General features: G+C 68.0%; 21 protein-coding genes. 9 read left to right on the top strand and 12 right to left on the bottom strand.

Going from position 1 to position 22,089, the window contains the following annotated elements; all coding sequences use genetic code 11:
• Positions 1-215 precede the first annotated feature (215 nt).
• The gene (locus tag F0U60_RS52585) at positions 216-938 is read left to right on the top strand and encodes a hypothetical protein (RefSeq protein ID WP_395812083.1); all 723 of its coding nucleotides are present in this window, start codon (positions 216-218) and stop codon (positions 936-938) included.
• A 63-nt stretch (positions 939-1,001) separates the two neighbouring features.
• Here F0U60_RS52585 and F0U60_RS52580 read toward each other — a convergent pair whose 3' ends face one another.
• The 3 genes from F0U60_RS52580 to F0U60_RS52570 all read right to left on the bottom strand — a co-directional run bounded on the left by F0U60_RS52580 (position 1,002) and on the right by F0U60_RS52570 (position 3,912).
• On the bottom strand, positions 1,002-1,526 hold the full coding sequence (locus F0U60_RS52580) for a cupin domain-containing protein (RefSeq protein ID WP_395812082.1): 525 nt from the start codon (positions 1,524-1,526) through the stop codon (positions 1,002-1,004).
• A gap of 136 nt (positions 1,527-1,662) precedes the next feature.
• Positions 1,663-2,202 (bottom strand): hypothetical protein, encoded by a 540-nt coding sequence (locus F0U60_RS52575; protein WP_395812081.1) that lies wholly within the window; start codon positions 2,200-2,202, stop codon positions 1,663-1,665.
• A 102-nt stretch (positions 2,203-2,304) separates the two neighbouring features.
• Positions 2,305-3,912, bottom strand: a complete 1,608-nt coding sequence (locus tag F0U60_RS52570) for an FAD-binding oxidoreductase (protein WP_395812080.1) — start codon at positions 3,910-3,912, stop codon at positions 2,305-2,307.
• A 387-nt stretch (positions 3,913-4,299) separates the two neighbouring features.
• Here F0U60_RS52570 and F0U60_RS52565 point away from each other — a divergent pair, with 387 nt between their 5' ends.
• Genes F0U60_RS52565 through F0U60_RS52555 form a run of 3 tightly spaced genes read left to right on the top strand, consistent with a single transcriptional unit; the run spans position 4,300 to position 7,129 of the window.
• Positions 4,300-6,123 (top strand): Tox-REase-5 domain-containing protein, encoded by a 1,824-nt coding sequence (locus tag F0U60_RS52565; protein WP_395812079.1) that lies wholly within the window; start codon positions 4,300-4,302, stop codon positions 6,121-6,123.
• Positions 6,124-6,135: 12 nt separating this feature from the next.
• The gene (locus F0U60_RS52560) at positions 6,136-6,870 is read left to right on the top strand and encodes an immunity 52 family protein (protein WP_395812078.1); all 735 of its coding nucleotides are present in this window, start codon (positions 6,136-6,138) and stop codon (positions 6,868-6,870) included.
• Positions 6,871-6,922: 52 nt separating this feature from the next.
• Positions 6,923-7,129: a ribonuclease E inhibitor RraB gene (locus F0U60_RS52555; protein WP_395812077.1), complete on the top strand. Its 207-nt coding sequence runs from the start codon at positions 6,923-6,925 to the stop codon at positions 7,127-7,129.
• Positions 7,130-7,154: 25 nt separating this feature from the next.
• Here F0U60_RS52555 and nrfD read toward each other — a convergent pair whose 3' ends face one another.
• From nrfD to F0U60_RS52535, 4 genes are all read right to left on the bottom strand, one after another.
• On the bottom strand, positions 7,155-8,360 hold the full coding sequence (nrfD, locus tag F0U60_RS52550) for an NrfD/PsrC family molybdoenzyme membrane anchor subunit (RefSeq protein ID WP_395812076.1): 1,206 nt from the start codon (positions 8,358-8,360) through the stop codon (positions 7,155-7,157).
• A complete protein-coding gene (locus F0U60_RS52545) occupies positions 8,353-9,153 on the bottom strand; it encodes a 4Fe-4S dicluster domain-containing protein (RefSeq protein WP_395812075.1) in 801 nt (266 codons plus the stop codon). The genes nrfD and F0U60_RS52545 overlap by 8 nt, the downstream gene beginning before the upstream one ends.
• Positions 9,154-9,159: 6 nt before the next feature.
• Positions 9,160-12,426 carry a formate dehydrogenase gene (fdh, locus tag F0U60_RS52540; RefSeq protein WP_395812074.1) on the bottom strand — a complete coding sequence of 1,089 codons (3,267 nt, stop codon included), beginning with the start codon at positions 12,424-12,426 and terminating at the stop codon, positions 9,160-9,162.
• Between the two features lie 454 nt (positions 12,427-12,880).
• On the bottom strand, positions 12,881-13,261 hold the full coding sequence (locus F0U60_RS52535; RefSeq protein ID WP_395812073.1) for a hypothetical protein: 381 nt from the start codon (positions 13,259-13,261) through the stop codon (positions 12,881-12,883).
• A 355-nt stretch (positions 13,262-13,616) separates the two neighbouring features.
• On the opposite strand from F0U60_RS52535, the gene F0U60_RS52530 reads away from it, so the two are divergent.
• Complete coding sequence (locus tag F0U60_RS52530) at positions 13,617-14,558, top strand: type VI immunity family protein (protein WP_395812072.1); 942 nt, start codon at positions 13,617-13,619, stop codon at positions 14,556-14,558.
• A 147-nt stretch (positions 14,559-14,705) separates the two neighbouring features.
• Here the strand turns inward: F0U60_RS52530 and F0U60_RS52525 are convergent, their stop codons facing one another.
• The gene (locus tag F0U60_RS52525; RefSeq protein WP_395812071.1) at positions 14,706-14,900 is read right to left on the bottom strand and encodes a hypothetical protein; all 195 of its coding nucleotides are present in this window, start codon (positions 14,898-14,900) and stop codon (positions 14,706-14,708) included.
• A 170-nt stretch (positions 14,901-15,070) separates the two neighbouring features.
• Between F0U60_RS52525 and F0U60_RS52520 the strand changes: the two genes are divergently transcribed.
• Positions 15,071-15,298: an AbrB/MazE/SpoVT family DNA-binding domain-containing protein gene (locus F0U60_RS52520; RefSeq protein WP_395812070.1), complete on the top strand. Its 228-nt coding sequence runs from the start codon at positions 15,071-15,073 to the stop codon at positions 15,296-15,298.
• Positions 15,295-15,708, top strand: coding sequence for a type II toxin-antitoxin system death-on-curing family toxin (locus tag F0U60_RS52515; protein WP_395812069.1), 414 nt, complete (start codon positions 15,295-15,297; stop codon positions 15,706-15,708). The genes F0U60_RS52520 and F0U60_RS52515 overlap by 4 nt, the downstream gene beginning before the upstream one ends.
• A gap of 84 nt (positions 15,709-15,792) precedes the next feature.
• Here the strand turns inward: F0U60_RS52515 and F0U60_RS52510 are convergent, their stop codons facing one another.
• The 4 genes from F0U60_RS52510 to F0U60_RS52495 form a co-directional block, all read right to left on the bottom strand.
• Entirely contained in the window at positions 15,793-16,320 is a 528-nt protein-coding gene (locus F0U60_RS52510; RefSeq protein WP_395812068.1) for a hypothetical protein, read from the bottom strand.
• A gap of 50 nt (positions 16,321-16,370) precedes the next feature.
• Positions 16,371-17,357: a HEAT repeat domain-containing protein gene (locus F0U60_RS52505; protein ID WP_395812067.1), complete on the bottom strand. Its 987-nt coding sequence runs from the start codon at positions 17,355-17,357 to the stop codon at positions 16,371-16,373.
• A 14-nt stretch (positions 17,358-17,371) separates the two neighbouring features.
• The gene (locus F0U60_RS52500) at positions 17,372-18,502 is read right to left on the bottom strand and encodes a hypothetical protein (RefSeq protein WP_395812066.1); all 1,131 of its coding nucleotides are present in this window, start codon (positions 18,500-18,502) and stop codon (positions 17,372-17,374) included.
• Positions 18,503-18,748: 246 nt separating this feature from the next.
• The gene (locus F0U60_RS52495) at positions 18,749-20,182 is read right to left on the bottom strand and encodes a phytoene desaturase family protein (RefSeq protein ID WP_395812065.1); all 1,434 of its coding nucleotides are present in this window, start codon (positions 20,180-20,182) and stop codon (positions 18,749-18,751) included.
• Between the two features lie 245 nt (positions 20,183-20,427).
• On the opposite strand from F0U60_RS52495, the gene F0U60_RS52490 reads away from it, so the two are divergent.
• Positions 20,428-21,411 (top strand): SDR family NAD(P)-dependent oxidoreductase, encoded by a 984-nt coding sequence (locus F0U60_RS52490; protein ID WP_395812064.1) that lies wholly within the window; start codon positions 20,428-20,430, stop codon positions 21,409-21,411.
• Positions 21,412-21,494: 83 nt separating this feature from the next.
• Entirely contained in the window at positions 21,495-22,082 is a 588-nt protein-coding gene (locus F0U60_RS52485) for a Uma2 family endonuclease (protein ID WP_395812063.1), read from the top strand.
• The last annotated feature ends 7 nt before the right edge of the window (positions 22,083-22,089 follow it).

Raw genomic sequence — 22,089 nt, 5'->3', positions numbered from 1 at the left:
TTCAATTCCCCGAGGGGCCCTCTGGGGTCGGGTGCGCTCGGCTTCGACGCTTGCCATCCAGAACCGACCCCATTGGAAAATTCGCTCTAAATGCGTGGAGATCCAACGCGGCCCCATCGTTGCAACAGAGAGGTGTGGGAGTGGAAGTCGTGAACCACACCTCTTTCGTCGGGTCCCCGGAGGGGAGACCTGAAACGCTCGAGCGGGAGATCACCATGAAGGCAGTGCTGCAACACATCAGCGTCCGTCAGTCCCGTTTCGCCGAGCACCCCTGCTTCGGAGCGCTGCGGCAGGATCAGCCGCTGGAGCAGGTGCTGGCTTTTGCCCCCAAGCTGGCCTTCTGGGTGATGAGCTTCCAGGACGTGCTGCGCCTCAACGCGCAGCGGGTACAGGACCCGGAGCTCAACTTGCTCATGCTCCGACATCGCTCGGAGGAGCGTGGGCATGACGACTGGTTCTTCGAGGACCTCGCCGCGCTGCAGGGGCGTCCCCTCACCCTGACCGACATGTGGAGCCGTGGGCACGAGGGCACCCGCGACGCCAGCTTCGCGCTCATCTCCGAGGTGCTCCGCCCGATGGATGACCGGCTGCGCGTGGTGTTCGTGCTGGCGCTGGAGTCCACCAGCCACGCCTTCTTCAGCCGCACCTCCTCGCTTCCCCAGAAGCTGAGCTCCGGCAAGCGGCTCAAGTACTTCTCCAGCCACCACATGGAGGCCGAGGAGCAGCACGAGGTCTTCGAGGAGCAGATGGAGGCGATGCTGCTCGGCATGGAGCTCACCCCGGAGCTGCGCGCCGAGGCCATCGCACTGGTGGACCGCGTCTACGAGGCGTTCCACGCCATGTTCGACGGGATGAACGGCGAGTCGCAGCCGGTGGTGGCGGGGCCCGAGCTGACGGCCGCTCTTCCCGAGCAGGCCCTCCTCTCCAGGGCGTCCTGAACGACAACGGGGATGGCTCGAGAGAGCCATCCCCGCCGCTTCCGTCGAGTGGGTCCTACGGGACTACTCGACGACGTTGTAGAACGACTTGATGACTTCCTTGCCCTTCACCTCCCAGATGACCACCTGGCCCTGGCGGATGAAGTAGCTGTCGCCTTCCTTGAAGGTGTGGCTCTGGCCGGACTCGTCGGTGATGGTGACCTTGCCCTCGAGGATGGTGGCGTGCTCCGAGAAGGGGAACGTCACGCGGATCTTCCCCTTGGTGGCCTTGAAGATGCCCGCCGTCACGCCGCCATTGTTGTAATCGATGCGGCCGTAGAGCCTCGGGTTGCCCTCCAGCACCTGGCCCCCCATCGCCTCCGGCGGCCCCAGCCAGACGAACTTCGAGTCGTCCACCTTCTCCCGAGTGGAGTAGACGATCATCTTCTTGGGACGGGGGGCGCTCTCTCCACCCTCGAGCGCCGCGGCGCGCGTACCCAAACCGTCCGACTCACCCTGAATCTGCTCCCCGCCGCACGCGGTCAGGAAGGCCGCGAGGACTGCGGCGCCGAGACTCATCAGACGGTGGGGGCGAACGGAGCGAGCCATGTTCCCTCTCGGTTTCAGTGATGACGCATATTTAAGCTCATCTTAGATTCGATGTCCAGAGGGATTAGAAAGAATTCGTAAAAGTGGATCCGGCCGGAGCGCCCGGCCGGACCTGGGCGAGGGGGTCTTTGAAGACTCACCACTTCAGGTTGTAGGTGCAGGAACGGGCACCCTTGGCGCGGCAAGCCGTGCCCTCGTGCTCAATGCGGAGCACGAAGGAGCCCTTGGGCTGGAAGCGGTCGTAGAGGGCTTCCATGATGCCCTGGTCGAACTCGCAGGGGTACGGGTTGTCGGCCACCATGCGGGCGTTGCGACCTTCCCCGGCCTGGAAGCGGTAGCTGCCGATGTCCCCGCTGCCCCGGTGGTTCATCCGGTAGGCCTGGTCGAGGGAGAGCAGGGCGGACTCGAACGAGTTGATGGCGGGGGGGAAGACGGCGCTCTTGGGGACGGCGCGGCCGATGGCGCGGGTGGTGTGCGGCCCGACTTGCTTGAGGATGTCCTCGAAGCTGTTGATGACTTTCTGGAGGGGGTACCACTGCTCGGGCTGGAGCGACTCGATGCCGTGGGTGGCGAGGATGCGCTGGGCCTTGAGCTTGAGGAACTCCATGGCGCTGACCACGGCCTGGACGCTTCGTCCGTACACCTCGACAGAAGTGCCTTGCGTACTGCGAGTCATAAAAGCTCCTTTCAGACCTCGGGGGCGGTCATTCTCATACTCAAGCACGCGGCCTGATCTGCCCTCAAGACACCTACCGTCGCCAGCCACGGAGAGTCTTCATCAAGGACCCACGAGGACACCCGGGTTGAGGATGCCCCGGGGGTCGAGTGCTTGCTTCACGGCCTTCAAGGCGAGCGCGAAGGGCTCAGGGCGCTCACGGTCGTACCAAGGGCGGTGCAGCCGTCCCACGGCGTGGTGGTGCGTGATGGTGCCGCCGTGTGCGCTCACGGCGTCGCGGGCGGCGTGCACGAGCGCCATCCACTGCTCCCACTCGCCGCCGCGCCGGGCCGGGCCGATGAACGTGTAATAGGGCGCGGGCCCGTCCGGATAGACGTGGGTGAAGCGGCAGCTCACGAGCCCGCCGCCGCAGATGCGGGCCAAGGCACCGCGCACGGACTCGAGGATGGCGCCGTGGAGGGCGTCGAAGCGGTCCCACGTGCAGGCGGTCTCGAAGGTGTCGGCGATGACTCCGAGGCTCACCATGACGTTCTGCAGGTAGGGGGCCTCGATGAAGGCCGAGCGCCAGCTCTCTGCTGCGCCACCGGGACGGGCGTGGGCTCCGGGTTCATCGGAGCGGTAGCGGGCTCCCTCGCGGCACTCGCCACCGTGGGAGGCGGTGAGGGCGAGCGCGCGCTCCATCTTCGCCTGCTGGGGATGATCGGCGGACTCGAAGGCGAGCACGAGCACGCTGGAGCCATCGCCCGTGACGCCGTTGAGGAAGGACTCCTGTTCGTCGAGCAGACGACAGTTGGAGGGGTGGAGGCCGGACTGGGAGAGCTCTCGGACGGCGCGCACGCCGGTGGCGAAGTTGGGGAAGTGGACGCTGGCGCTGGCGCGGAAGCGGGGGCGGGCCTGGACGCGCACCCAGGCCTCGGTGATGACGCCGAGCGTGCCCTCGGAGCCGAGCACGAGCCGATCCGGAGCGGGGCCCGCGCCCGAGGCGGGCAGGCGGCGCGTCTCGTAGAGGCCACGCGGGGTGAGCATGCGGGTGGACTGCACCAGGTCGTCGATGTGCGTGTAGAGCGTGGCGAAGTGACCACCGGCGCGCGTGGCGATCCACCCGCCGAGCGTGGAGAACTCGAAGGACTGGGGGAAGTGGCGCAGTGTGAGGCCCTGCGCGGCGAGCTGGGCCTCGAGCACGGGCCCGGTGGCGCCGGCCTGGATGCGAGCGGCGCGGGAGACGGGGTCCACCTCGACGACGCGGTCCATGCGGCGCATGTCGAGCGACACGGCGCCGTGGAAGCCTTGACCGATAGCGGCCTCGACACCCCGGACGACGCTGGTGCCTCCCCCGAAGGGGATGAGGGCCACGTGGTGATTCGCACACCACTCCATCACGGCTCGCACGTCGTCCTCGGTGCGGGGGCGGGCGACGAAGTCAGGCGCGGGAGAGAAGTCCCCGTGAAAGCCGCGCACGAGGTCTCCGTAACCCTTGCCGTAGGTATGCGCGGCGCGGTCGCTGTCCTCGGCTGAGCAGAGCTCCGCTAGGGATTCGGGCGGAGCGATGCGGGGAGGAGGGAGACGAGGGCTCGCGGCGGGCTCGCGGGGCTCCAGGGGGGGGCTCCCGAGGAGCGGGGACACCTGCTCGGCGAGGGCCCGCCGTGCCTCGGTGTCCGGGAACTTGTCCGCGTAACCCCAGCCCCAGATGCTCGTCGCGCGAGTGCTCATGTCGCGCGAGCGTAGTGGCTCGGCCGAGGCGCAGGAATCCAGGGGGCCGGAGGTGAGATGGGTGGTGAACGCAGCGGCTCAGGACACGGGGACCGCGCTTGCTTCATTCAGGCCCCGGAAGGGACTTCCATCGACGTGCCTGGCGTCTCGCGCAGCACGAGTATGTCCTGGCCATGGAACTCGCCCTTGGCTCCGTGTGGAACGAGACGCTGGAGGCCTTCAAGGACATGGCCAGCCCCGAGGCGGTACGGGCCACCCTCGTGTCCGCCGTGGCCATGTACATGATGCTGTAGGCGATGCCCAGGGGCGAGGGTCCCCCCCCCTGTAGGGTTGGATGTCCCGCATCCTATCCTTCAGGGCTGTTCTACCTGGGGGGAGGCCAGCGCCATGTCGAATGAGTACCGGAGTCCCGGGGCGGGGGAGGGCGGCGGTACGCAGCTCGAAGCTCGGCGGAGCTCGCGGGGAAGGCCGTGGCGGCCGTCACGCGTGGTGGTGCTGTTGTTCCTCGGGCTGCAGGCGGCGTGCGCGACGGGCTATCCCATGGGGGGAATGCTGGCTGGTGGCGCTCGCCATCGGTGGCGCGTGCAGCGTGAGAGTCCCAGGCCGCGGGAGATGGCGGGCCAGGCCCAGGCGGCGTCCGCAACGACGACCGGGGAGGCCGTTGCGGGCCTGGAGGGCATTGAAGCGCAAGCCGAGGAACGCGAGGCCGGTGTGCCAGTGGCGGTGGGCACGGGCCATGGTGTCGGGGCGGCAGAGCGGGCCCGGCAACGTGCGCAGCGCGTGAGCGAGGGGGACGACGAGGAGGTACTGGAGGGGAAGGGCGTTGGGTGGCCGGATGGAGTGGGCGACGGACGGCCCTTCGAAGTGCCCATGACGCTCGACTACTTCCAGGGCTTCCTCGCGCAGGCCGGTGTCCCCAGTACGGCGTTGCCGAAGGATGGGCGGACGCTGTCGCCTCAGCAGGCGATGGAGCTGGTGCCGCATCTGCTCTCCACGCCGTTGACACTGGGCAACTTCGGGCTGCGCCGTATGGCGGCACACCTGCTCTTGGAGGTGGCCGCGAATGGCGAGGTGGTGACGCGGGACGAGTTCCACGCGCGCATGCGCCGCTTCTCGCGGCTGCTGGTGCTGCGGCCGGACGGATACCTGGTGAGGGCCACGACGGGAGTAGCGGTCCAGAAGGCCGGTCAGGTCGTGCTCGCCGAGGATGGTGCGCTCCGGGCCGGCCGCTTCGAGGTGGGCCCGTTCTACGCCATCGAGGGCGAGCGCCTCTTCCCTGTGGACCAGAGGCTCGAGGTTCCAAAAGGAGCGCGCCCGGCGGGCCTCTATACGCCCGACGACAACCCGGCGCTTGCGGTGGCCGAGGGGGCGGTGCTCGCTGTGGTGGACATGGTGGAAGGCATCTACCGGCTGGTCTTCTACACGGGCGAGACACTGGAGGGGCTGGCGCAGCTGCCGGGCGCGGTGAGGCAGCTCTACGAGAGCTCGCCGCGACTGTGGGAGGAGTTCCGCCACAAGCCCTACGCCGAGAAGGTGCGCACCGTGTCGCGGCTAGCCACAGGCGCGGTGCTGACGGTGGGCACGGCCGGTGCTGGAACTGCGAAGGTGGCGGCCTGGGGCGGTAGGCTCGGGAGCCTCACGGTGCCCCTGCTGTCGCTCATGGGCGATGGGCTCCTGACGGTGCGGTTGGTCGCGGTGCCCGTGGGGAGCGTTGTCACCGCGGCGGCGCCAGCGCTGAGTGCCACCTACGTTCTGCACATGGCCAATACCGGCGCCCAGGGCGCAGGAGGCGGTGGTGGGTGGCCACCGGTTGGCGGGCCCGGGCAGTGGGTGGAGGACAACTCCAGCATGTCCGAGCAGGCGAGGGACTACCAAGCCCAGATCTCGGGGGCACCCAAGCGATGGGCGTACAGGGTGTGCCGGGATGGGGACTGCGTGAATTACGACGGGTACGATCCGAAGACGGGCACGCTGCTCGAGGCCAAGGCACGTGGGTACCAGAAGTGGTTCGACGAGGACCTCAACCCTAGATTCAAATACGAAGGTCTGGACAGCATGATCGAACAAGCTGAACGGCAGCTTCGGGTTGCAGACGGGGTGCCGATCCTTTGGCACGTCGCGGAGCCGCGGATGGTGGCGGTGCTTCGGAAGTATTTCGACGCTAACGGCTTCCAGGCCATTGAGGTCGTTTACACTCAGCCCGTGAAGTGAGGGCCACCACGCATGAGCGAGACGTACGGAATAAAAGCCTACTGGGCGCACAGGCCGGAGTCCGCCGAGCAGTGCGCGCGCCGGGCGGAGATGTTTTTCCGCCTCCTTGCGGAGTGCCATCCCGACTTCGCCCCTTGGTACGAGAAGAGCAGTTCAGCACGGAAGGCGCTGCAGCTCGGCTTTGAGCCCACACTCGAGACGTTCCTGAAATTCTTCGGGCGGGAGAAGTATCAGAGCGGGAATGATGGCTTCAGGTTCGGGACATGGACGGGTCGCGAGGCAGAAGACCACGGGGCAATGGTCATGCTCAGGTGCGGCTCGAAGGGAGAGGTGGCGCCGAACAGCCTCTGGATCTTCTTCCCCAAGGAGGCCCTGGGTGAGGAGCGCGTGCTCACGGCCCCGGTTGTCTCAGGAGCCATGCGGGCCATCGCGGTGGCCTGGGAGCCGGAATGGGCGGTCGCGACGGCGGACGGTCTGTGGGACGAGCTCTCCGGGGGCAGTCAGCTTGGCTGCTTCGTTGGGTGGATGACGTACTTCTCACGGGAACGGGGCGAGGTGCCAACGCTGTCGTCGCCGGTGCGCGTTGAGCCCGTGGGCGACAAGGGCACGCTCGTCACGCTCACCCCCGAGCGACTTACCCCAAGCAATCCAGAGCACGTGGCGCTCGCTTGGCGAACGCAGCGGGCGCTTGAGGAGCGGGGGCTGTTCCGGTTGATGGTGCCGTCGGCTTCCAGGCGGAAGGCGTGAGGCGGCACGCAGCCCCGGAAGAAACAGCTGGCCGTAGGAGGGGCCCAACGCAGTGGCCGCACAACTGGCCGCGCAAGGCTATGAGGTCACGAGCCGCAAAAGCGCCGATGAGAAGAATTGGTTGGTGCTCGCCGAGCACGATGTGAGTCCAGCAGGACAGGCGTTCGGCTCCGCGCGTGAGGCCCTGGAGCGTCTGGCGCGGGAGCACTCCGGGCAGTACGACGGATACGAGATCGAAGTCTCCTCCAGCTCGGGGTGAAGGCCCCTCGCCGCCGCCGAGCGCATCAGGTCGCGGGCGCCTCCAGGTCTGGTGGCCCGACTGGTGCCACGTTCCGCTCGGACGGGTTCGGGGCCTCGCTCAGCACGGGCAGCGGGAACTTCAGCGGCTTCCCATCCGAGGCGAGTGTATTCCCCGTCACCTCCGCCGCGCCCATTCCCTGGCGTTGCGGCTGGAACGTGGCCTGCGGATCGCTCGCGGACGCCTTGCCCGCGCGGAACACGGCGAAGCGCGTCAGCAGCGCACCCGCCGAGCCGAGCAGTGCCGCCGTCACCTTCATCCACCTGCGTCGTCCCGGCCACACGCCCAGCACGAGCGACGCCGCGGTGCACGCCTTGGACGCCTTCCACAATTGCCCCGAGCGCTCGTGCTTCAGCGGCCGTTCGAGCACCTCCAGCCGAGAGACATCGTGGTGCACCGCGACGCCCGCGAGCAGCTCGCCCACCTTACCCACCGTGCTGAACAAGCGGAGCACCTTCTCCTCACCGCGCGAGTGTGGCAGCAGCTCCAGGAGGCTTCCCGCGCCCGCCATCGCCGAGGACATGAACAGCAGGGGCAGCGTCTTGCGCGTGGCCTGCCACACCGGCACCGCCGTGTTGGCGATGAGCACCGCCGTGTATCCGGAGAGCGGAAGGCCGAGCAGCCCCGCGGTGATGGCCGCCCCTTCACCTGCGCGCCCCAGCCAGCCGCGCCGGCCCGCGAACAACAGGGACGCGGTGTTCATCGCTCCCGAGCCCACCAGCACCCACGAGCCCACGCTCATGGGCGACGTGGGCCGGAACACCCGCAGCATGTTCAGGAAGCGCTCGGGCCTGCCCAGGTCATAGATGAGCAGCCCCGAGCTGACCACATCGCCCACCGTGCCCACCCACCGGCACTTGCGCCCGAGGGACTCCAGGTGCTTGCCGCCGGCCACGTCCGCCGCCGCGCCCAGCACGCTCGCCGCGCCCGCGACACCGCCCACGTAGAAGTAGAGCGGGATGGTCCAGATCCACACGGGCTCCTTGAGCACCGGCTGTCCGTAGTAGCTCGGGGACTCCGCGGGCACTCCCGACTTCGAGGGCCGCGTTCGCAACGGCTCGCGCGAGGGGTTGGCTTCGTCAATGCCTTTCACCCGCTGCTGGGCGCCCTCGCCGGAGAGCTCGCCCAACCGTGAGTCGATGTTGCGCCCGTCCTGGCGCTTCTCCAGATCCTCGGGCCGGATATCACCCACGGGTCACCTCTCGTCCGAAGAGCACCGCTCCGAGCGCCACCACGGCCATGCCCAGCGCGCCCCAGCCCATGGAGGCCCAGGACTCCCTCCCCTTCATCGTGGGCACCACGGGGTCGGGCGGCAGGTTGTAGACCTCGGGTTTGTCCACGAGCAGGAAGAACGCGTTGAGTCCGCCGGTGCCCGGCTGGCTCTCCGCATCCGCACCGTACAGGTACGCCTGCTCCAATCCCTTCTCATGGAGCTGGGCCACGCGGCGATGCGCCCGCTCGCGCAGTTCGTCCACGTCTCCGAACTGGATGGAGGAGGTGGGGCACGCCTTGGCGCAGGCGGGGGTCATGTCCTCGCCCAGCCGGTCGTAGCAGAGCGTGCACTTCCACGCGCGCCCGTCATCCTCGCGCCTGTCGATGACGCCGAAGGGGCACGCCGTGACGCAGTAGCCGCAGCCGTTGCACACGTCCGGCTGGACATAGACGGTGTCGAACTCGGTGCGGATGATGGCGCCGGTGGGGCATGCCTCCAGGCACCCGGCCCGCTGGCAGTGCTTGCACACGTCCGAGCTCATCAACCACGAGAAGTCCAGGACACCCGTCGTCTGGGTGGGCAGCGGCACTGGCCGCTCCACGAAGGCCACGTGCCGCCAGGTGGACGCCCCGAGGTGCCCCGTGTTGTCGTACGACATGCCGGTGAGCCGGAAGCCGTCATCCGGGAGCTGGTTCCACTGCTTGCAGGCCACCTCGCACGCCTTGCAGCCGATGCAGATCGTGGTGTCCGTGAAGAAGCCCTTCTGTCCCATGGGGCGCTACTCCTTCTTCTCCTGCTCGGGTTGGTCCGTCGGCGGACCGACGCCCTCCATGTCCCTGGGGACCTCCACCACGCCCGGTGGTAGCGGCCAGGGCTCCCAGCCCATGGCGGCGCGCCGGCCCCGGCTGCGCCTGCCCGGGAGGATGTTGCAGGTGAGCGCCTTGGACTCCTGGATGGAGACGTTCGGGTCCGACGAGAACTCAATCAGGTCGTTGGCGCTCTCGCCCTTCGTTCGCCCCGTGTAGCCCCAGTGGTAGGGCAGGCCCACCTGGTGCACTCGTTTCCCGTCGAGCTGCAGCGGGCGGATGCGCTCCGTCACCAACACCCGGGCCTCCACTTCCCCTCGCGCCGTGGACACCGTGCACCAGCCGCCGTTCTCCAGTCCGGCCTCCTCGGCCAGCTCCGGGGACACCTCGACGAACATCTCCGGCTGCAGCTCGCTCAGCCACGACAGCCAGCGCGACATGCCGCCCGCGGTGTGGTGCTCGGTGAGCCGGTACGTGGTGAGCACGTGCGGGTAGCGCGGGTCCCCCCACGCGCGGTGATAGGGATTGTCCTTGCGTCGGTACTCGTAGCGCGCCGGGTTGCACTGCTGCGCGTAGAGGAAGTTGCGCACGGGCGACTCCAGCGGCTCGTAGTGCGTGGGCAGCGGCCCGTCCACCATGCCGCTCGGCGCATACAGCCAGCCCTTCCCGTCCGCCTGCATGATGAACGGATCATCTCCGGAGATGACGTCCAACCCCTGGTCACCCTTGTCGGCGCGGTACGAGGGCTCGCGGTCCTTGATGAAGTCGGGCACGTCCAGGCCCGTCCACTCGCCCTTCTGCGCGTCCCACCAGACGTACTTCTTGCGCTCGCTCCAGGGGCGGCCTTCGATATCCGCCGAGGCCCGGTTGTAGAGGAGCCGTCGATTGGCCGGCCACGCCCAGCCCCACTCGGGCGCGACCCACGTCTGCTCGCGACCCGGCTTCCTGCGCGCCGGCTGGTTCACCCCGTCCGCGTAGCAGCCCGAATAAATCCAACAGCCGCACGCGGTGGAGCCATCGTCCTTCAGCTCCGTGAAGCCGCTCACCGGTCTGCCATCCGCCACGGTGTATCCGCTGATCTCCTTCAACACGGCCTCGGCGTCGGGCTCCTCGCGAGGGCCCTTCGTCGGGTAGTCCCAGGTGAGGGCCTGGAGGGGGCGATCCTTCTCCTCCTTCGAGTCCGCGTAGAGCGCCTTCAGCCGGCGCCCCAGGTCGAAGATGAAGTGCAGGTCACTGCGCGCCTCGCCGGGCGACTCCACGGCCTTATGGTGCCACTGCAGCAGGCGCTGGGTGTTGGTGAAGGTGCCGTCCTTCTCCGTGTGCGCGGCGCAGGGGAAGAAGAAGACCTCGGTCTGGATGTCCTTGGGGTGGACGTCTCCACGCACCACTTCTGGAGCAGTGCGCCAGAACTCGGCCGTCTCGGTGAGGGTGAGGTCGCTCACCACCAGCCAGTCGAGCTTCTGCAAGGCCTTGCGCTGCAGGGCCCCGTTCATCGAGCCCACCACGGGGTTCTCGCCCAGGACGAAGTAGCCCTTCACCTTGCCGTCGGCCATGTCGGCCACGGTCGTCATGTGCGAGTGGTCGCCCGTGAGCTTGGGTATCCAGTGGAAGCCCCAGTCGTTCTTCTTCGTCGCGGCGTCGCCGTAGTAGGCCTTGAGCAGCGAGACGATGTACTTGGGGAACTCGCTCCACCAGCCGCTGGCTGACTCGTTGTTGTGCACGTACTGCTCGAAGCGCTGCGCGTCCGGCGCGTGCGGCATGGGGATGTAGCCGGGCAGCAGGTTGTAGAGCGTGGGGATGTCGCTGGAGCCCTGGATGGAGGCGTGGCCGCGCAGGGCCATGATGCCGCCACCGGGCCGGCCGATGTTGCCGAGCAGCAATTGGATGATGGCGGCGGTGCGGATGTACTGCACGCCGACAGAGTGCTGCGTCCAGCCCACCGCGTAGCAGAAGGCGCTGGTGCGCTCGCGCCCCGAGTTGTCGCAGAGCGTCTTCGCTACCTTGAGGAAGAGCTCCTCGGGCACGCCGCAGATGCGCGAGACGACGGCCGGCGTGTAGCGCGCGTAGTGGCGCTTGAGCACCTGAAAGACGCAGCGCGGGTGCTGGAGCGTCTTGTCCCGGGGCACCTCGGTGATGTGCTTGCCGCGAATCTTCCCCTCGCCACCAGCGCCCGGCGCGGCGAAGATTTCCTTGTGGCCCGCGGCGGGTACCGCGCCGTCGATGTTCTCGTACTGCCAAGAGTGCGGGCTGTACTTGCCTGTGTCTGGGTCGTAGCCGCTGAAGAGGCCGTCGAGCTCCTCGGTGTCCTGGAATTCCTCGCGGAGGATGGCGGGCGCGTTGGTGTAGTGGACGACGTAGTCGTGGAAGTAGCGCTCGTTCTCCAGGATGTAGTGGACGATGCCGCCCAGGAACGCGATGTCCGAGCCCGGGCGGATGGGCACATGGACGTCGGCCATGGCGCTGGTGCGCGTGAAGCGCGGGTCCACGTGGATGAGGGTGGCGCCGCGCTCACGGGCCTCCATCACCCACTGGAAGCCCACGGGGTGACACTCGGCCATGTTGCTGCCCATGATGACGATGCAATCCGCGTTCGCCAGGTCCTGCTGGAACGTGGTGGCACCGCCGCGACCGAACGAGATGCCCAGACCGGGCACCGTGGACGAGTGTCATATTCGAGCCTGGTTCTCCACCTGGACGATGCCGAGCCCGGCGGTGAAGAGCTTCTTGATGAGGAAGTTCTCCTCGTTGTCGAGCGTGGCGCCGCCCAGGTGTGCGATGCCAAGGGTTCGGTTGAGCGTCTTGCCCTGAGAGTCCTTTGCCTCCCAGGTGGCGTCGCGCGTCTTTTTCACGCGCTCGGCGACCATGTCCATGGCCTTGTGCAGGGGGATGCGCTCCCACTGCATGGCACCGGGACGGCGGTAGAGGACGGTGTCGAGGCGGTGGCTGCCGGTGACGAGCTGAAAGGTGGCGGCGCCTTTGGGGCAGAGCCGGCCACGGGAGATGGGGGAGTCCTCATCGCCCTCGATGTCGAGGATCTTCTCGTCCTTCACATAGACGCGTTGACCACAACCGACGGCGCAATAGGGGCAGATGGACTGGACGACCTTGTCAGCCTGGAGGGTGCGCGGCTCGAGGTGGCGGCTGCGCTCGCTCATGGCCGTCTCCCCGAGGGCGGTGGAGTCCTTCTCCTGGAACTGACGGATGAAGGGCCAGCGAGAGAGCAGGTCGAAGAGTCCCAATGCATGCCTCCGGGAGGACGAGGTTCTGAGGGCAAATTGGGGATGGGCGAGACAGGAAGCGAGGGGGCGCGGAGCCGTACCGTGGAACCAGCACCCATAAGCAACCGAGCAGTCGACCGTCCCCACTTTCCCTCTCCCTCTGGGAGAGGGACGGGGTGAGGGTAGAGGGGTACTCGGGTTGTCGTGGGGATGACCTGGAGTGATGGATGGCGGGATCCGCGTGCCAGGGCGGCGCGCGGCTCCCCGTGTTCCGCTCAGGCCCGTCTCATTCCACGGACTTGACGGGAGAACCTTCGGCTCCGCGTAATTCCGGACACTGACCTCGTGACACGACCAGGGGTGTTCGGTGTCCTCTCAGCGGTCTGCATGGCTCCTTCTCGCTGTCCTGGCCGCCGCGCCGCTCTGCCTGTCCTGCGCTACCGCCCCTCATGCGCCGCGCAGCTCGCTCTCAGGCTCACGGTCCCAGTTCAACCAGTCGTGTGGTGCCGCCTGTGCCGCCCCCGTCAATGCAAGCACCGGGGAGTTCCTCGCTCCGGCGGCGACTCGCGCCGGTCAGGTCCTCGACAAGGCCATCCAGGTCGCCGAGGCCGCCCAGGGTCTCAACACCCTTGAGAGGGCCCTGTCCGGCGCGGAGTTGGATCTCGTCGAGGAGACTCTCAAGGCTTGCGCGGCGCAGGCCCACGCTGACGTCAACGAGGCCTACCAGCAGCGGGAGGGAGGCTCGAGGTTCGAGAACGGCAAGTTTCCAAACGATGCCGAGTGCTTGAAAACAGTCGGGTTCGATGAAGCGGGGGAAAAGGTCTCCCTCGCCCAGGAGCTTGGCCGACTCAAGCACGCCTTGGCCTTTGCCTGCCTCAAGGCGCGTCTACCACCCATCCTGACTTCGTGGTGCACGGGACGAGGAATGCCACCGATGTGCAGTGCGTCTACGAACTCAAGTTTCCCTGTCTCTCCGCCCACAAGCTGGAACCGCTCAAGTCCCCGGGAGTAGAGGCACAACTGAAGGCGTATCAGAATCTCTCACGGCGATGTCCCGCGGCCATCATCTCTCCCACAGGGCTTTTTCAACTCGGCGTTCCCTGATGACTTCCCCCTTCCCCCGCATCCGTCACCGTGGACGTCCCCCTGGCCGCGTCAAGCTCTGGAGTGGCGAAGAGCCCCGCTTTCCGCGGCAGTTGCTCGCACGAGATGTGGTCCGCTTCGCTTTCTACCTACCCTACGACCACCCGGACATCGCCTCTGGGGTGAGCCATGCCGTCGAGAGCTACATGCGTGCGGTCGGGCAGGGTTCCAAGACCATCAACTATGCCTTCACCAACGACGATGAGGGCGATGCTCTGCACGAAGAGCGCTGGAGCTATATCCGTCGTCTTCTTCTGCCCGATCGGCCTTTCCGCTTTATCGAGGAGCTCAGCGAGCCCACTGCCAACCGCTTGGAAAAGAGGGGCTATGCCACTCAGCTCATCTTCAACGGAGGCATCTCCAGCAGCAACGGCTACGAGCTTTGCTACCGGGCCCGCCTTCCCTGGCGCACGCCCTCACCGGACTCCGTGAGTCTCCTCACCGCGACACTCCCCACCGAGTACCTGGAGGTGCACGGTGCTGCGAGGGTGCGCGAGCTCGCCCTGGAAATGGCGTCTCAGCTTCGTTTCGCCTCCGGCCACGCGGGGCTCGCTCTCCACCTCTACCGGTCCCTGCGTCGCTCGGACGTGGCCTTCCGCGCCGAGCTCCTGCGCTACCCGGGGATCGATCTGCGCACGGCCTGGCTCGGCGCTCACCGGATGGGCTTGCGAGTCGATGGTGTCCACTGGCTCAACTTCCTCGGGCAGCCCGTGCTGGGCCAGCTCGGTGGAGCCGCTGCCCTTCGCTCTCGTCTCCATGCTCCCGAAACCATCGTGCACGAGCTCGCGGGCGATCGCGTCGTCGTCTCCCTTGGCGAGGGGCCTGAAGCGGGAGACCTGTCCGCCGGGAAGACCCTTCCCGCGTACAGCGAGCTCGCACGGGTGCTGGAGCCTTGGCTCGAGCCTCCGCGGTTGTGGGAGCGCATCTGGCTCGGCGAGCCTGTGCTTCACTCGAGCCTGTGCTTCACCGAGGACGAGGCTCGGCGCTGGTGGATGCGATTCCTCGATTGATGCGCCTCGCGGGTGGGGGTCAGGCCTGCGCGCCCTCGTACGTGATGCGCAGTGGGCTTGCCCCAGTTACGTGGACAGTAGGGTTAAGATGCCGACTTATGAGGTGTGTCCACAAAACCGGGGCAGGCTCAATTCCTCGATTGATGCTCAGGCCTGTGCTCCCTCGTACGAGATGCGCAGTCCCCGGTGGGTCATCGTGACGAGCGGACGGCCGAACCACCCACAGTACTTGCAGACGCCGTTCGGTCCGGACGCGGTGACCCGCACCGGCAGGTCCGCCGCACACACGGGGCAGCCCTCGGGAATCATGTAATCGCGTGGCGTTGTCTGAACGTCGGTCATTGTTTCTAGGTAATGCAGGCACCGCGCTCCGCAACGTCGCGCGACGACGCTTTCCGTCAATGTTCGCTGGCCAGGGCCCGGTTGCCTGCTCGGGCTCTTTCGCGAGCGCGGCGTTCCGGGGACCCGATCGTTAGAATCTCGTTATAACGTCCCCGTATGGAGCGGATGCCATGACGAAGACGCTGACGGCCATCGGAGACAGCCTGGCGCTCATCATCGACAAGCCTCTGTTGGAGCAACTGAGCATCGACAAGGACACGCCGCTGGAAGTCCAGACGGATGGGCAGTCGCTCATCATTCGTCCGGTGCGCGCGGAGGACCGGCGCGCGCGCATCCGCGCCGCCACCGAGAAGATGATGGACGCTCATGACGAGACCCTGAGGAAGCTCGCGAAATGACTCCAGACTTCCTCACGGTGGAAGACGTGCTGAGCATCCACCCGCTGCAACTCGCGCATTATGGCGGCGGCCAGGGAGTGAGGGAGCCCGGGCTGCTGGAGTCCGCACTGGCCCAACCCCAGGCCTCGTTCGGTGGCCAATACGTACACCAGGACCTGTGGGAGATGGCGGCGGCGTACCTCTTCCACGTCGTCAGCAACCATCCGTTCGTCGATGGCAACAAGCGGGTGGGCTTGCTCTCGGCGCTCGTGTTCCTGGAGCTCAACGGCATCTCCCTCACGCGGGGCTCCGAGGAGCTGTACGCGCTCACCATGGCCGTGGCCGCGGGGCAGAGGACGAAGGCCGAGGTGACGGCGGCCCTGCGGCGCATCGCCGGCGTGGATGCACCAGGCCCCCTGGCGCCCATGTGAGCGCGTCCACCTCTCGGTAAACCGGCGAGGGAACGGCGCCCGGTGGAGCCGCTCCCCGGCTGGTGCCGGCCCGACTCGCTCTGCTCAGTCGAGGTAACCGAGCGTCTCGCTGCGGTCCACGTACTCGCCCTTGGTGGTGTAGTTCGCGTACCAGGACGTGTCATTGGAGCCGTTCAGGTCGTACTGGATGTGGCTGTGGGGACCGGTGACGTTGCCGGTGCCGCCCTCGTCACCGACCTGGCAGCGGTCGCACGTGCGGTCGTACGAGTTGGCCGTCTTGTTGAAGTGCCAGATACGGAAGGTGTACCCGTTCGCCCAGATGTGCTTCACCTCGTTCTGGTTGCCGCTGCCGTTCCCGTAGCAGACGTTGGTGCTGGTGCGGATGGTCACGTTCCACGAGACCGAGCCCACCACGCCCGTCTGGACGCCCCAGTAGTTGCAACCGGAGCCGCTGGCGACGTCGATCGCGCCGTGGAACGAGCCGCTCGAGTAGTACGTGAGGGCCGTCACCGTGCCGGGGTGTGGCGAGCGGACCTCGTGCGCGGTCACCGCCGTGGGGAGGAGCGCCAGGGACGCCAGCGCCGCCAGGGACATCTTCATCGTCTTCCGCATCGTCGTTCCTCTCGAGCCGGTTCACGGCTCGCGTGGGGGGGATTGCTGCTCTACGGAGCCTGCTGCAGCCGCTGCTTCTCCCTCAGGATCAGGCTCCACTCCTGAAGGCCCATGCCGAGAACCCGGATCCACGTGTCGACCTCGGGCGCCAGGCGGGGGTCGATGTCGCGCAGCCGCCGCAGCTCGGGCACCGCGCTGGAGAAGCCGAGCTGCGCGATGCTCCGCAGGAGCGCCTTGCGCACCCCGGGGTCCCTCTCGTCGCGGTACATGCCCAGCAGGGAGTCTCGGGCGCTGGCCATCTGCTCCGCGCCCACCCCGCCCAGCGCGGTGGCCGCCGCCTCGCGGACCCGGGCATCGTCGCTGCGCAGCAACGAGTGGATCCTGCTGGCCGAATCGGCGCTGATTTTATGGGTGTCGATGTTGCCGAGAATCCTCGCCGTCACCTGGGGGTCCGTGGAGGCCACCGCGGCCGACACCGCGGTGTCCGAGGCCGGGCCGTGGTAGCCCGAATAGACCTGCTGGATGTCCTCGACGATGTTCGCCGCGGCCTCCTGGCGCACCTCGGGCGAGGCGTCCCGCACCAGGCGCTCGTACATGTCCCCCGTCTTCTCGAGGGCGCTGGTGCGCCGCATCGCGCGCACGGTGGCGGCACGGAGGGCCGGGTCGGGCTCCTCCAGGGCCCTCCGGACCACGGCCTGCATGGCGCTGGGGTCCGCTTCGCGCTCGGTGCGCGCGACCAGGGCGGCCGCCAGGTGCTCGGCCATGAGGGGGTCTCTCTCCCGCTCGAACGCCGCCTGGAGCTCGCCGCCGGGCAGGTTGACGGCGGACTCGCGCAGCAGGGTCCGCATGTATTTCTTGTAGGCCTCCGACTTCGAGTGGAGCCCTCGGCGGATGGAATCCATCAGGCCCTCCACCGAGCAGGTCTCTGCTTGAAGGGCGGGCGCCGGGCCCGAGGATGCCGCCCGTGCGGCCGTGGGCAGGAGGGGGCAGAGCGTGAGCGCCAGCAGGAGGGGGCGGAAGGAAGGGCGGCGTGTCATGGCGGCTCCCGTGCTCAGTCGTGGCGGTCGAGGCAGTGGAAGGGATCCTGCTCGGGCAGGCTGTTCCACAGCCGCACCCAGTCCTGCGTGCCGCTCGCGTAGAGCTGCTCGAAGGCCTGGTAGAGCGGCTGGAAGCGCGGGTCGGCGAGGGCCATGTTCGCCATGACCGGGAGCGCGTCCCTGCCGGCCACGCGAGCGGAGAAGCGGAAGAGGGCCCAGCGCACGCACACGGACGGGTCGGTCTCGAAGGTCTTCGCGAACAGCGCCAGCACCTTCTCCTTCTCCGGGGAGAGGGAGAGCAGATGCGCCGCCACATCCCGGCCCGCCTCGTTGCCCTCGGAGGTGAGGATCCGGGCGTAGCGCTCGGTGCTCTGGGCATCGAGGATGGGCGCGGCGTGCATGGGCATCATCTGCCCCAGGTAGCGGATCTGCTCGTCGGGGGACTCGACGCCGATGGTGAGCAGCTTGTCCAGGTAGGGCGCGGGGTCGCCGTTGCGCCGGGCATCGTGCTTCATGACCCGTCCGATGGTGCGGGCCGCGGCCCAGCCCGCCTCGCCGGAGGTCGGTTCGCTCGCGAAGGTCGCGAGCCGGTCGAGCGCGGCCGGAGCGAGCTTCTTCTGCGTGTCCAGGGCCGACAGGATTCCCGCGCGCCGCTCCGGGGCGATGCGGGCGTCCATGCCCATGTCCAGGAGCTTCGCCGAGACCTGGGGGAGGTGGACGGCCTCGGAGTCCCTCACGGCTGTCAGGAACACCCCGAACGATTTGCCCTCGGCGCCGAGGGCCCAGTCCACCACCTGGAGGGCCCGGCCCGCGTCGTTGCCGATGAGCTCCGTGAGGCGCTCCTTCAAGTAGTTGCGCACGAGTGGATCCCTCGCGCTCAGCAGGGGGGCGGCCCACTCGCGGAAGTTGTCGAGCGTCACCTCCTCGTTGAAGCGCTCCAGGTCCCTCCAGCAGGTCGTCGCGTCGAATTGCGCGCCCCGGGCCTCTCCGCCTGCGGCTTCGGGTCCGGTCTGGCCGGGGGGGCCCTTCAGGCGGGAGGCGCCCTGTTTCGGGTCCTTGGGCGCGGCGGCCCGTCGTGCCTCCGCCGTGTCCGCCTCGTCACCACCTCCTCGGCGGAGCAGTGCCACGCCGACGAGCAGGGCCATGAGGCCAACCCCGGCAACGAGCATCGGCCCGCGTCGACGCGGAGGCGCGTCTGTTCGGGGGGAAGTGGAGCAAGGGGGGGCATCTGGGGTCATGGCGGCCGGACTGGTCGGGGGGTTCCTGCCCTAGGACCTCCCGATTTCGCCAATGGCTCATAAAAAGTGAATTTCGGGTGATTTCTTCAAAGCCCGACATCCCGCAGGGGATGTAAATCCTTGAAAATACGGAGGCCCCACATGAGTGGGAGCTCACCCCTTGCGCCACACCTCGCTGGCGAGCAGCGCGCGGGCGGCGAGGAACCCACACAGCCCGTGCACCCCAGGACCGGGAGGCGTCGAGGACGAGCACAGGTAGAGGCGCCGATCCGGCGTGGCATAGGGCACGAGCCGCGCCAGGGGCCGGGCGAACAACTGCATTCCCTCCAGCGAGCCGCCGGAGATGTCGCCGCCGATGAAGTTGGGGTTGTAGGCCTCGTACTGCGCGGGCGAGCGCGTGTGCCGGGCGAGGATGCGCGCGCGGAAGCCGGGGGCGAAGCGCTCCACCTGGGCCTCAATCCGCTCCGTCATGTCCTCGGTGGAGCCGTTGGGCACGTGGCAGTAGGCCCAGCCGGTGTGCTGGCCCGAGGGCGCGCGGCTGTCGTCGAACAGCGTGTGCTGGGCCAGGAGCACGTAGGGGTACTCGGGGGCCTCTCCGCGCGAGATGGCGGTCTCGCTGGCGGAGATTTCCTCCAACGTGCCGCCGAGGTGCACGGTGCCGGCGCGGGCACACGCCTGCGCGCGCCAGGGAATGGGGCCTGAGAGGGCCCAGTCCACCTTGAAGACGCCGGGCCCGTAGCGGAAGCGCCGGAGCTTCTCCACGTAGCGTGGCGGCAGCTTGTGGCCGGCGAGCTTCACGAGCTGCGCGGGCGTTACGTCGAGCAGCACGGCGCGTGAGCGCGGCAGCTCATCCACGTTGTGCACGCGGTGGTCGGTGACCACCTCACCGCCGAGCACGCGCAGGTAGCTGACGAGCGCATCCACGAGCTTCTGCGTGCCACCGCGAGGGAAGGGCCAGCCCACGGCGTGACCCGAGGCCATGAGGAGGATGCCAAAGGCGGAGGTGAAGGGGCGCTCGAGCGCGGAGAAGGAGTGCGCGGCGGAGCCGGCGAAGAGGGCGCGCGCCAGGGGCCCCTGGAAGGCGTTCTCGGCGAGCGAGCGTGCGGGACGCAGGGCGCGCAGGCCGAAGCGGGCGAGGCGCAGCGGACGACGGGGGACGCGCAAGGGGTCACCCAGTTGTGCCATGACGTCGTCAAAGGCACGCACCATGGGGCGCATCCACTTCACATAGGTGTCCGCGTCGGGGCCGAGCCCCTGGGCGGTGGCCTCGAGGCCGCGCTCAAGCACCGCGGCGGTGCCATTCTCCAGCGGGTGGGCGAGCGGGGCCTGGGGGTGCACCCACTCCAAGCCGTGGGCGTCGAGCGGGAGCTGGCGGAAGAAGGGCGAGGCCGCGGCGAGCGGGTGGATGGCGGAGCAGACATCGTGGACGAAGCCGGGGAGGGTGAGCTCGGCCGAACGGGCACCACCGCCGGGTGTCGGGGCTGCTTCCAGCACCCGCACCGAGCGTCCCGCGCGCGCCAGGGAGATGGCAGCGGCGAGCCCGTTGGGGCCCGCGCCCACCACGACCGCATCGAGCACCGAGCTCATGGCCCGCAGTCTCACCCGACCTGACGGGTTCGCGAGGAAATGGCCATCGCGTTGCGTTCAACAGTGGACGTCGGGAGTCGTCTGGCGCCATGGGACCCGGGCGGGCAGGCACGAGGCGCACGGGGCGGGGTGCGCGGAGGGGGCGGGAATTCCCATCCTCCCGGTTGGGATTGCGCGTGAACGCTGGGCACTCGAGGGAGCGGGCGATGGGCTCGCCTCCGGGGCCCGAGACACAGGGAGAGGACATGGCTCGCCAGGACCTGATGGGCAAGGTCGCCATCGTGACGGGGGCATCGAGCGGGGTGGGTTGGCAGTCGGCGGTGCGACTGGGCGAGGCGGGGGTGAAGCTGTGCGTCACCGCGCGCCGGGTGGAGGCGTTGGAGAAGCTGCGCCTCCAGTTGCTGGAGCGGGGCATCGAGTGCATCGCGGTACCCGGGGACGTGACGATCCAAGGGGACGTGGACCAGGTGGTGCGCGAGTGCCTGGCGCACTATGGCCGGGTGGACATCCTGGTGAACGACGCGGGAGTGCAGAGCTACGGGCTCTTCGACGAGCTGCCGTGGGAGCACATCACGCGCATCTTCGACATCAACTGCTTTGGCTTCATGCGCTTCGCGCGGGCGGTGCTGCCGCATTTCCGGGCGCGAGGCAGCGGGCACATCCTCAACATCCAGTCGATGCTGTCGAAGGGCTCGGCGCCCCTGTTGTCCGCGTACAGCGCGAGCAAGCACGCCACGCTGGGGTGGGCGAAGAGCCTGGAGTTGGAGTTGATGGGGACGGGCATCCAGGTGTCGAACGTGCTGGTGCCCTCGGTGGACAGCAACATGTTCGCGCACGCGCCGACGATGTTTGGCCTGGCGCCCAAGCCGGTGCCGCCCACGTATGACGTGGACGTGGTGGCGCGAGCGGTGGTGCGGTGCGCGATGCGCCCGGGGAGGACGATCGTTCCGGTGTTCCTCCAGGGCAAGCTGATGCTGTGGTTGAACGAACTCTTCCCGTGGGTGGGCAAGGCCATCATGGGACAGTGGGGCGCGCGGATGCAGATGCGCGAGGAGCCCGTCACAAGGCCCGAGGGCAATCTCTTCCACGCGATACCGCAGGGCGTGGGCCCTCACGGGCCGGTGCCGCCCACGCCGCTGTGGAAGCGCATCTCCGCGACAGCGGGGCTCGCCGCGCTCGTGGGCGGACTGGTGCTGAGCGTGGCCGGACTGGCGCGCGCGGCACGCTGAGCGGGGGCGGGCCCTACCTCTCCCGTCAGACCTTCCTGTAGAATGTAAGCGGTCAGGCAGGAAGGCCTGCGGGAGGAGTGGAGATGGGCAGGGGAAAGCGTCCAGCCACCTACGAGGACATCGAGGCGTTACCGCTGGGGTGGGTGGGGGAGATCATCGACGACGAGCTGTGGGCCTTTCCACGGCCGGCGAAGTGGCACGCGTGGGTGGCTTCGGCACTTGGGGGGATGTTGGGCAATGCCTTCAGCTATGGGCAAGGAGGCCCGGGTGGCTGGTGGATTCTGTACGAGCCGGAGCTGCACTTCGGCCGGCAGGTGCTGGTGCCCGATCTCGCGGGCTGGCGCCAGGAGCGTGCACCCGGACTGCTTGAGCGGGATGAGCCCTTCTTTGACCTGACGCCCGATTGGGTCTGCGAGGTGTTGTCGCCCTCTACGGCTGCATTGGATCGCGGGCGCAAGCTGTCCCTCTACTACCAGGAGGGGGTGAGCCATGCGTGGCTGGTGGACCCGCGAGTTCACACTCTGGAGATCTATCGTCGAGGAGAGCAGGGTTGGCAGCTATCAGCCCGTCATGGTGGCGCGGAGGTGGTTCGCGCCGAGCCATTCGATGCTGAGCCGCTCGACCTGGGGCGACTCTGGGCTCCACGGTCTACTCCAGCACCTGGGCCCTGATGCTTCG

The organism is Archangium minus, assembly GCF_044360475.1.
Taxonomy (GTDB): Bacteria; Myxococcota; Myxococcia; order Myxococcales; family Myxococcaceae; genus Archangium; species Archangium minus.
Note: the sequence above shows the minus strand (reverse complement) of the source record. Positions and strands in the feature narration are given on the sequence as shown.

Bases quoted from the DNA above. Each gene is read 5' to 3' on its own strand.
- F0U60_RS52585 (WP_395812083.1), top strand. From the start codon at position 216: ATGAAGGCAGTGCTGCAACACATCAGCGTCCGTCAGTCCCGTTTCGCC.
- F0U60_RS52515 (WP_395812069.1), top strand. From the start codon at position 15,295: ATGACTCCAGACTTCCTCACGGTGGAAGACGTGCTGAGCATCCACCCG.
- F0U60_RS52500 (WP_395812066.1), bottom strand. From the start codon at position 18,502: ATGGCCCTGCTCGTCGGCGTGGCACTGCTCCGCCGAGGAGGTGGTGAC.
- F0U60_RS52570 (WP_395812080.1), bottom strand. From the start codon at position 3,912: ATGAGCACTCGCGCGACGAGCATCTGGGGCTGGGGTTACGCGGACAAG.
- F0U60_RS52545 (WP_395812075.1), bottom strand. From the start codon at position 9,153: ATGGGACAGAAGGGCTTCTTCACGGACACCACGATCTGCATCGGCTGC.
- F0U60_RS52565 (WP_395812079.1), top strand. From the start codon at position 4,300: ATGTCGAATGAGTACCGGAGTCCCGGGGCGGGGGAGGGCGGCGGTACG.
- F0U60_RS52525 (WP_395812071.1), bottom strand. From the start codon at position 14,900: ATGACCGACGTTCAGACAACGCCACGCGATTACATGATTCCCGAGGGC.
- F0U60_RS52505 (WP_395812067.1), bottom strand. From the start codon at position 17,357: ATGACACGCCGCCCTTCCTTCCGCCCCCTCCTGCTGGCGCTCACGCTC.
- F0U60_RS52520 (WP_395812070.1), top strand. From the start codon at position 15,071: ATGACGAAGACGCTGACGGCCATCGGAGACAGCCTGGCGCTCATCATC.
- F0U60_RS52510 (WP_395812068.1), bottom strand. From the start codon at position 16,320: ATGCGGAAGACGATGAAGATGTCCCTGGCGGCGCTGGCGTCCCTGGCG.
- F0U60_RS52580 (WP_395812082.1), bottom strand. From the start codon at position 1,526: ATGGCTCGCTCCGTTCGCCCCCACCGTCTGATGAGTCTCGGCGCCGCA.
- F0U60_RS52495 (WP_395812065.1), bottom strand. From the start codon at position 20,182: ATGAGCTCGGTGCTCGATGCGGTCGTGGTGGGCGCGGGCCCCAACGGG.
- F0U60_RS52485 (WP_395812063.1), top strand. From the start codon at position 21,495: ATGGGCAGGGGAAAGCGTCCAGCCACCTACGAGGACATCGAGGCGTTA.
- F0U60_RS52575 (WP_395812081.1), bottom strand. From the start codon at position 2,202: ATGACTCGCAGTACGCAAGGCACTTCTGTCGAGGTGTACGGACGAAGC.
- F0U60_RS52490 (WP_395812064.1), top strand. From the start codon at position 20,428: ATGGCTCGCCAGGACCTGATGGGCAAGGTCGCCATCGTGACGGGGGCA.
- F0U60_RS52560 (WP_395812078.1), top strand. From the start codon at position 6,136: ATGAGCGAGACGTACGGAATAAAAGCCTACTGGGCGCACAGGCCGGAG.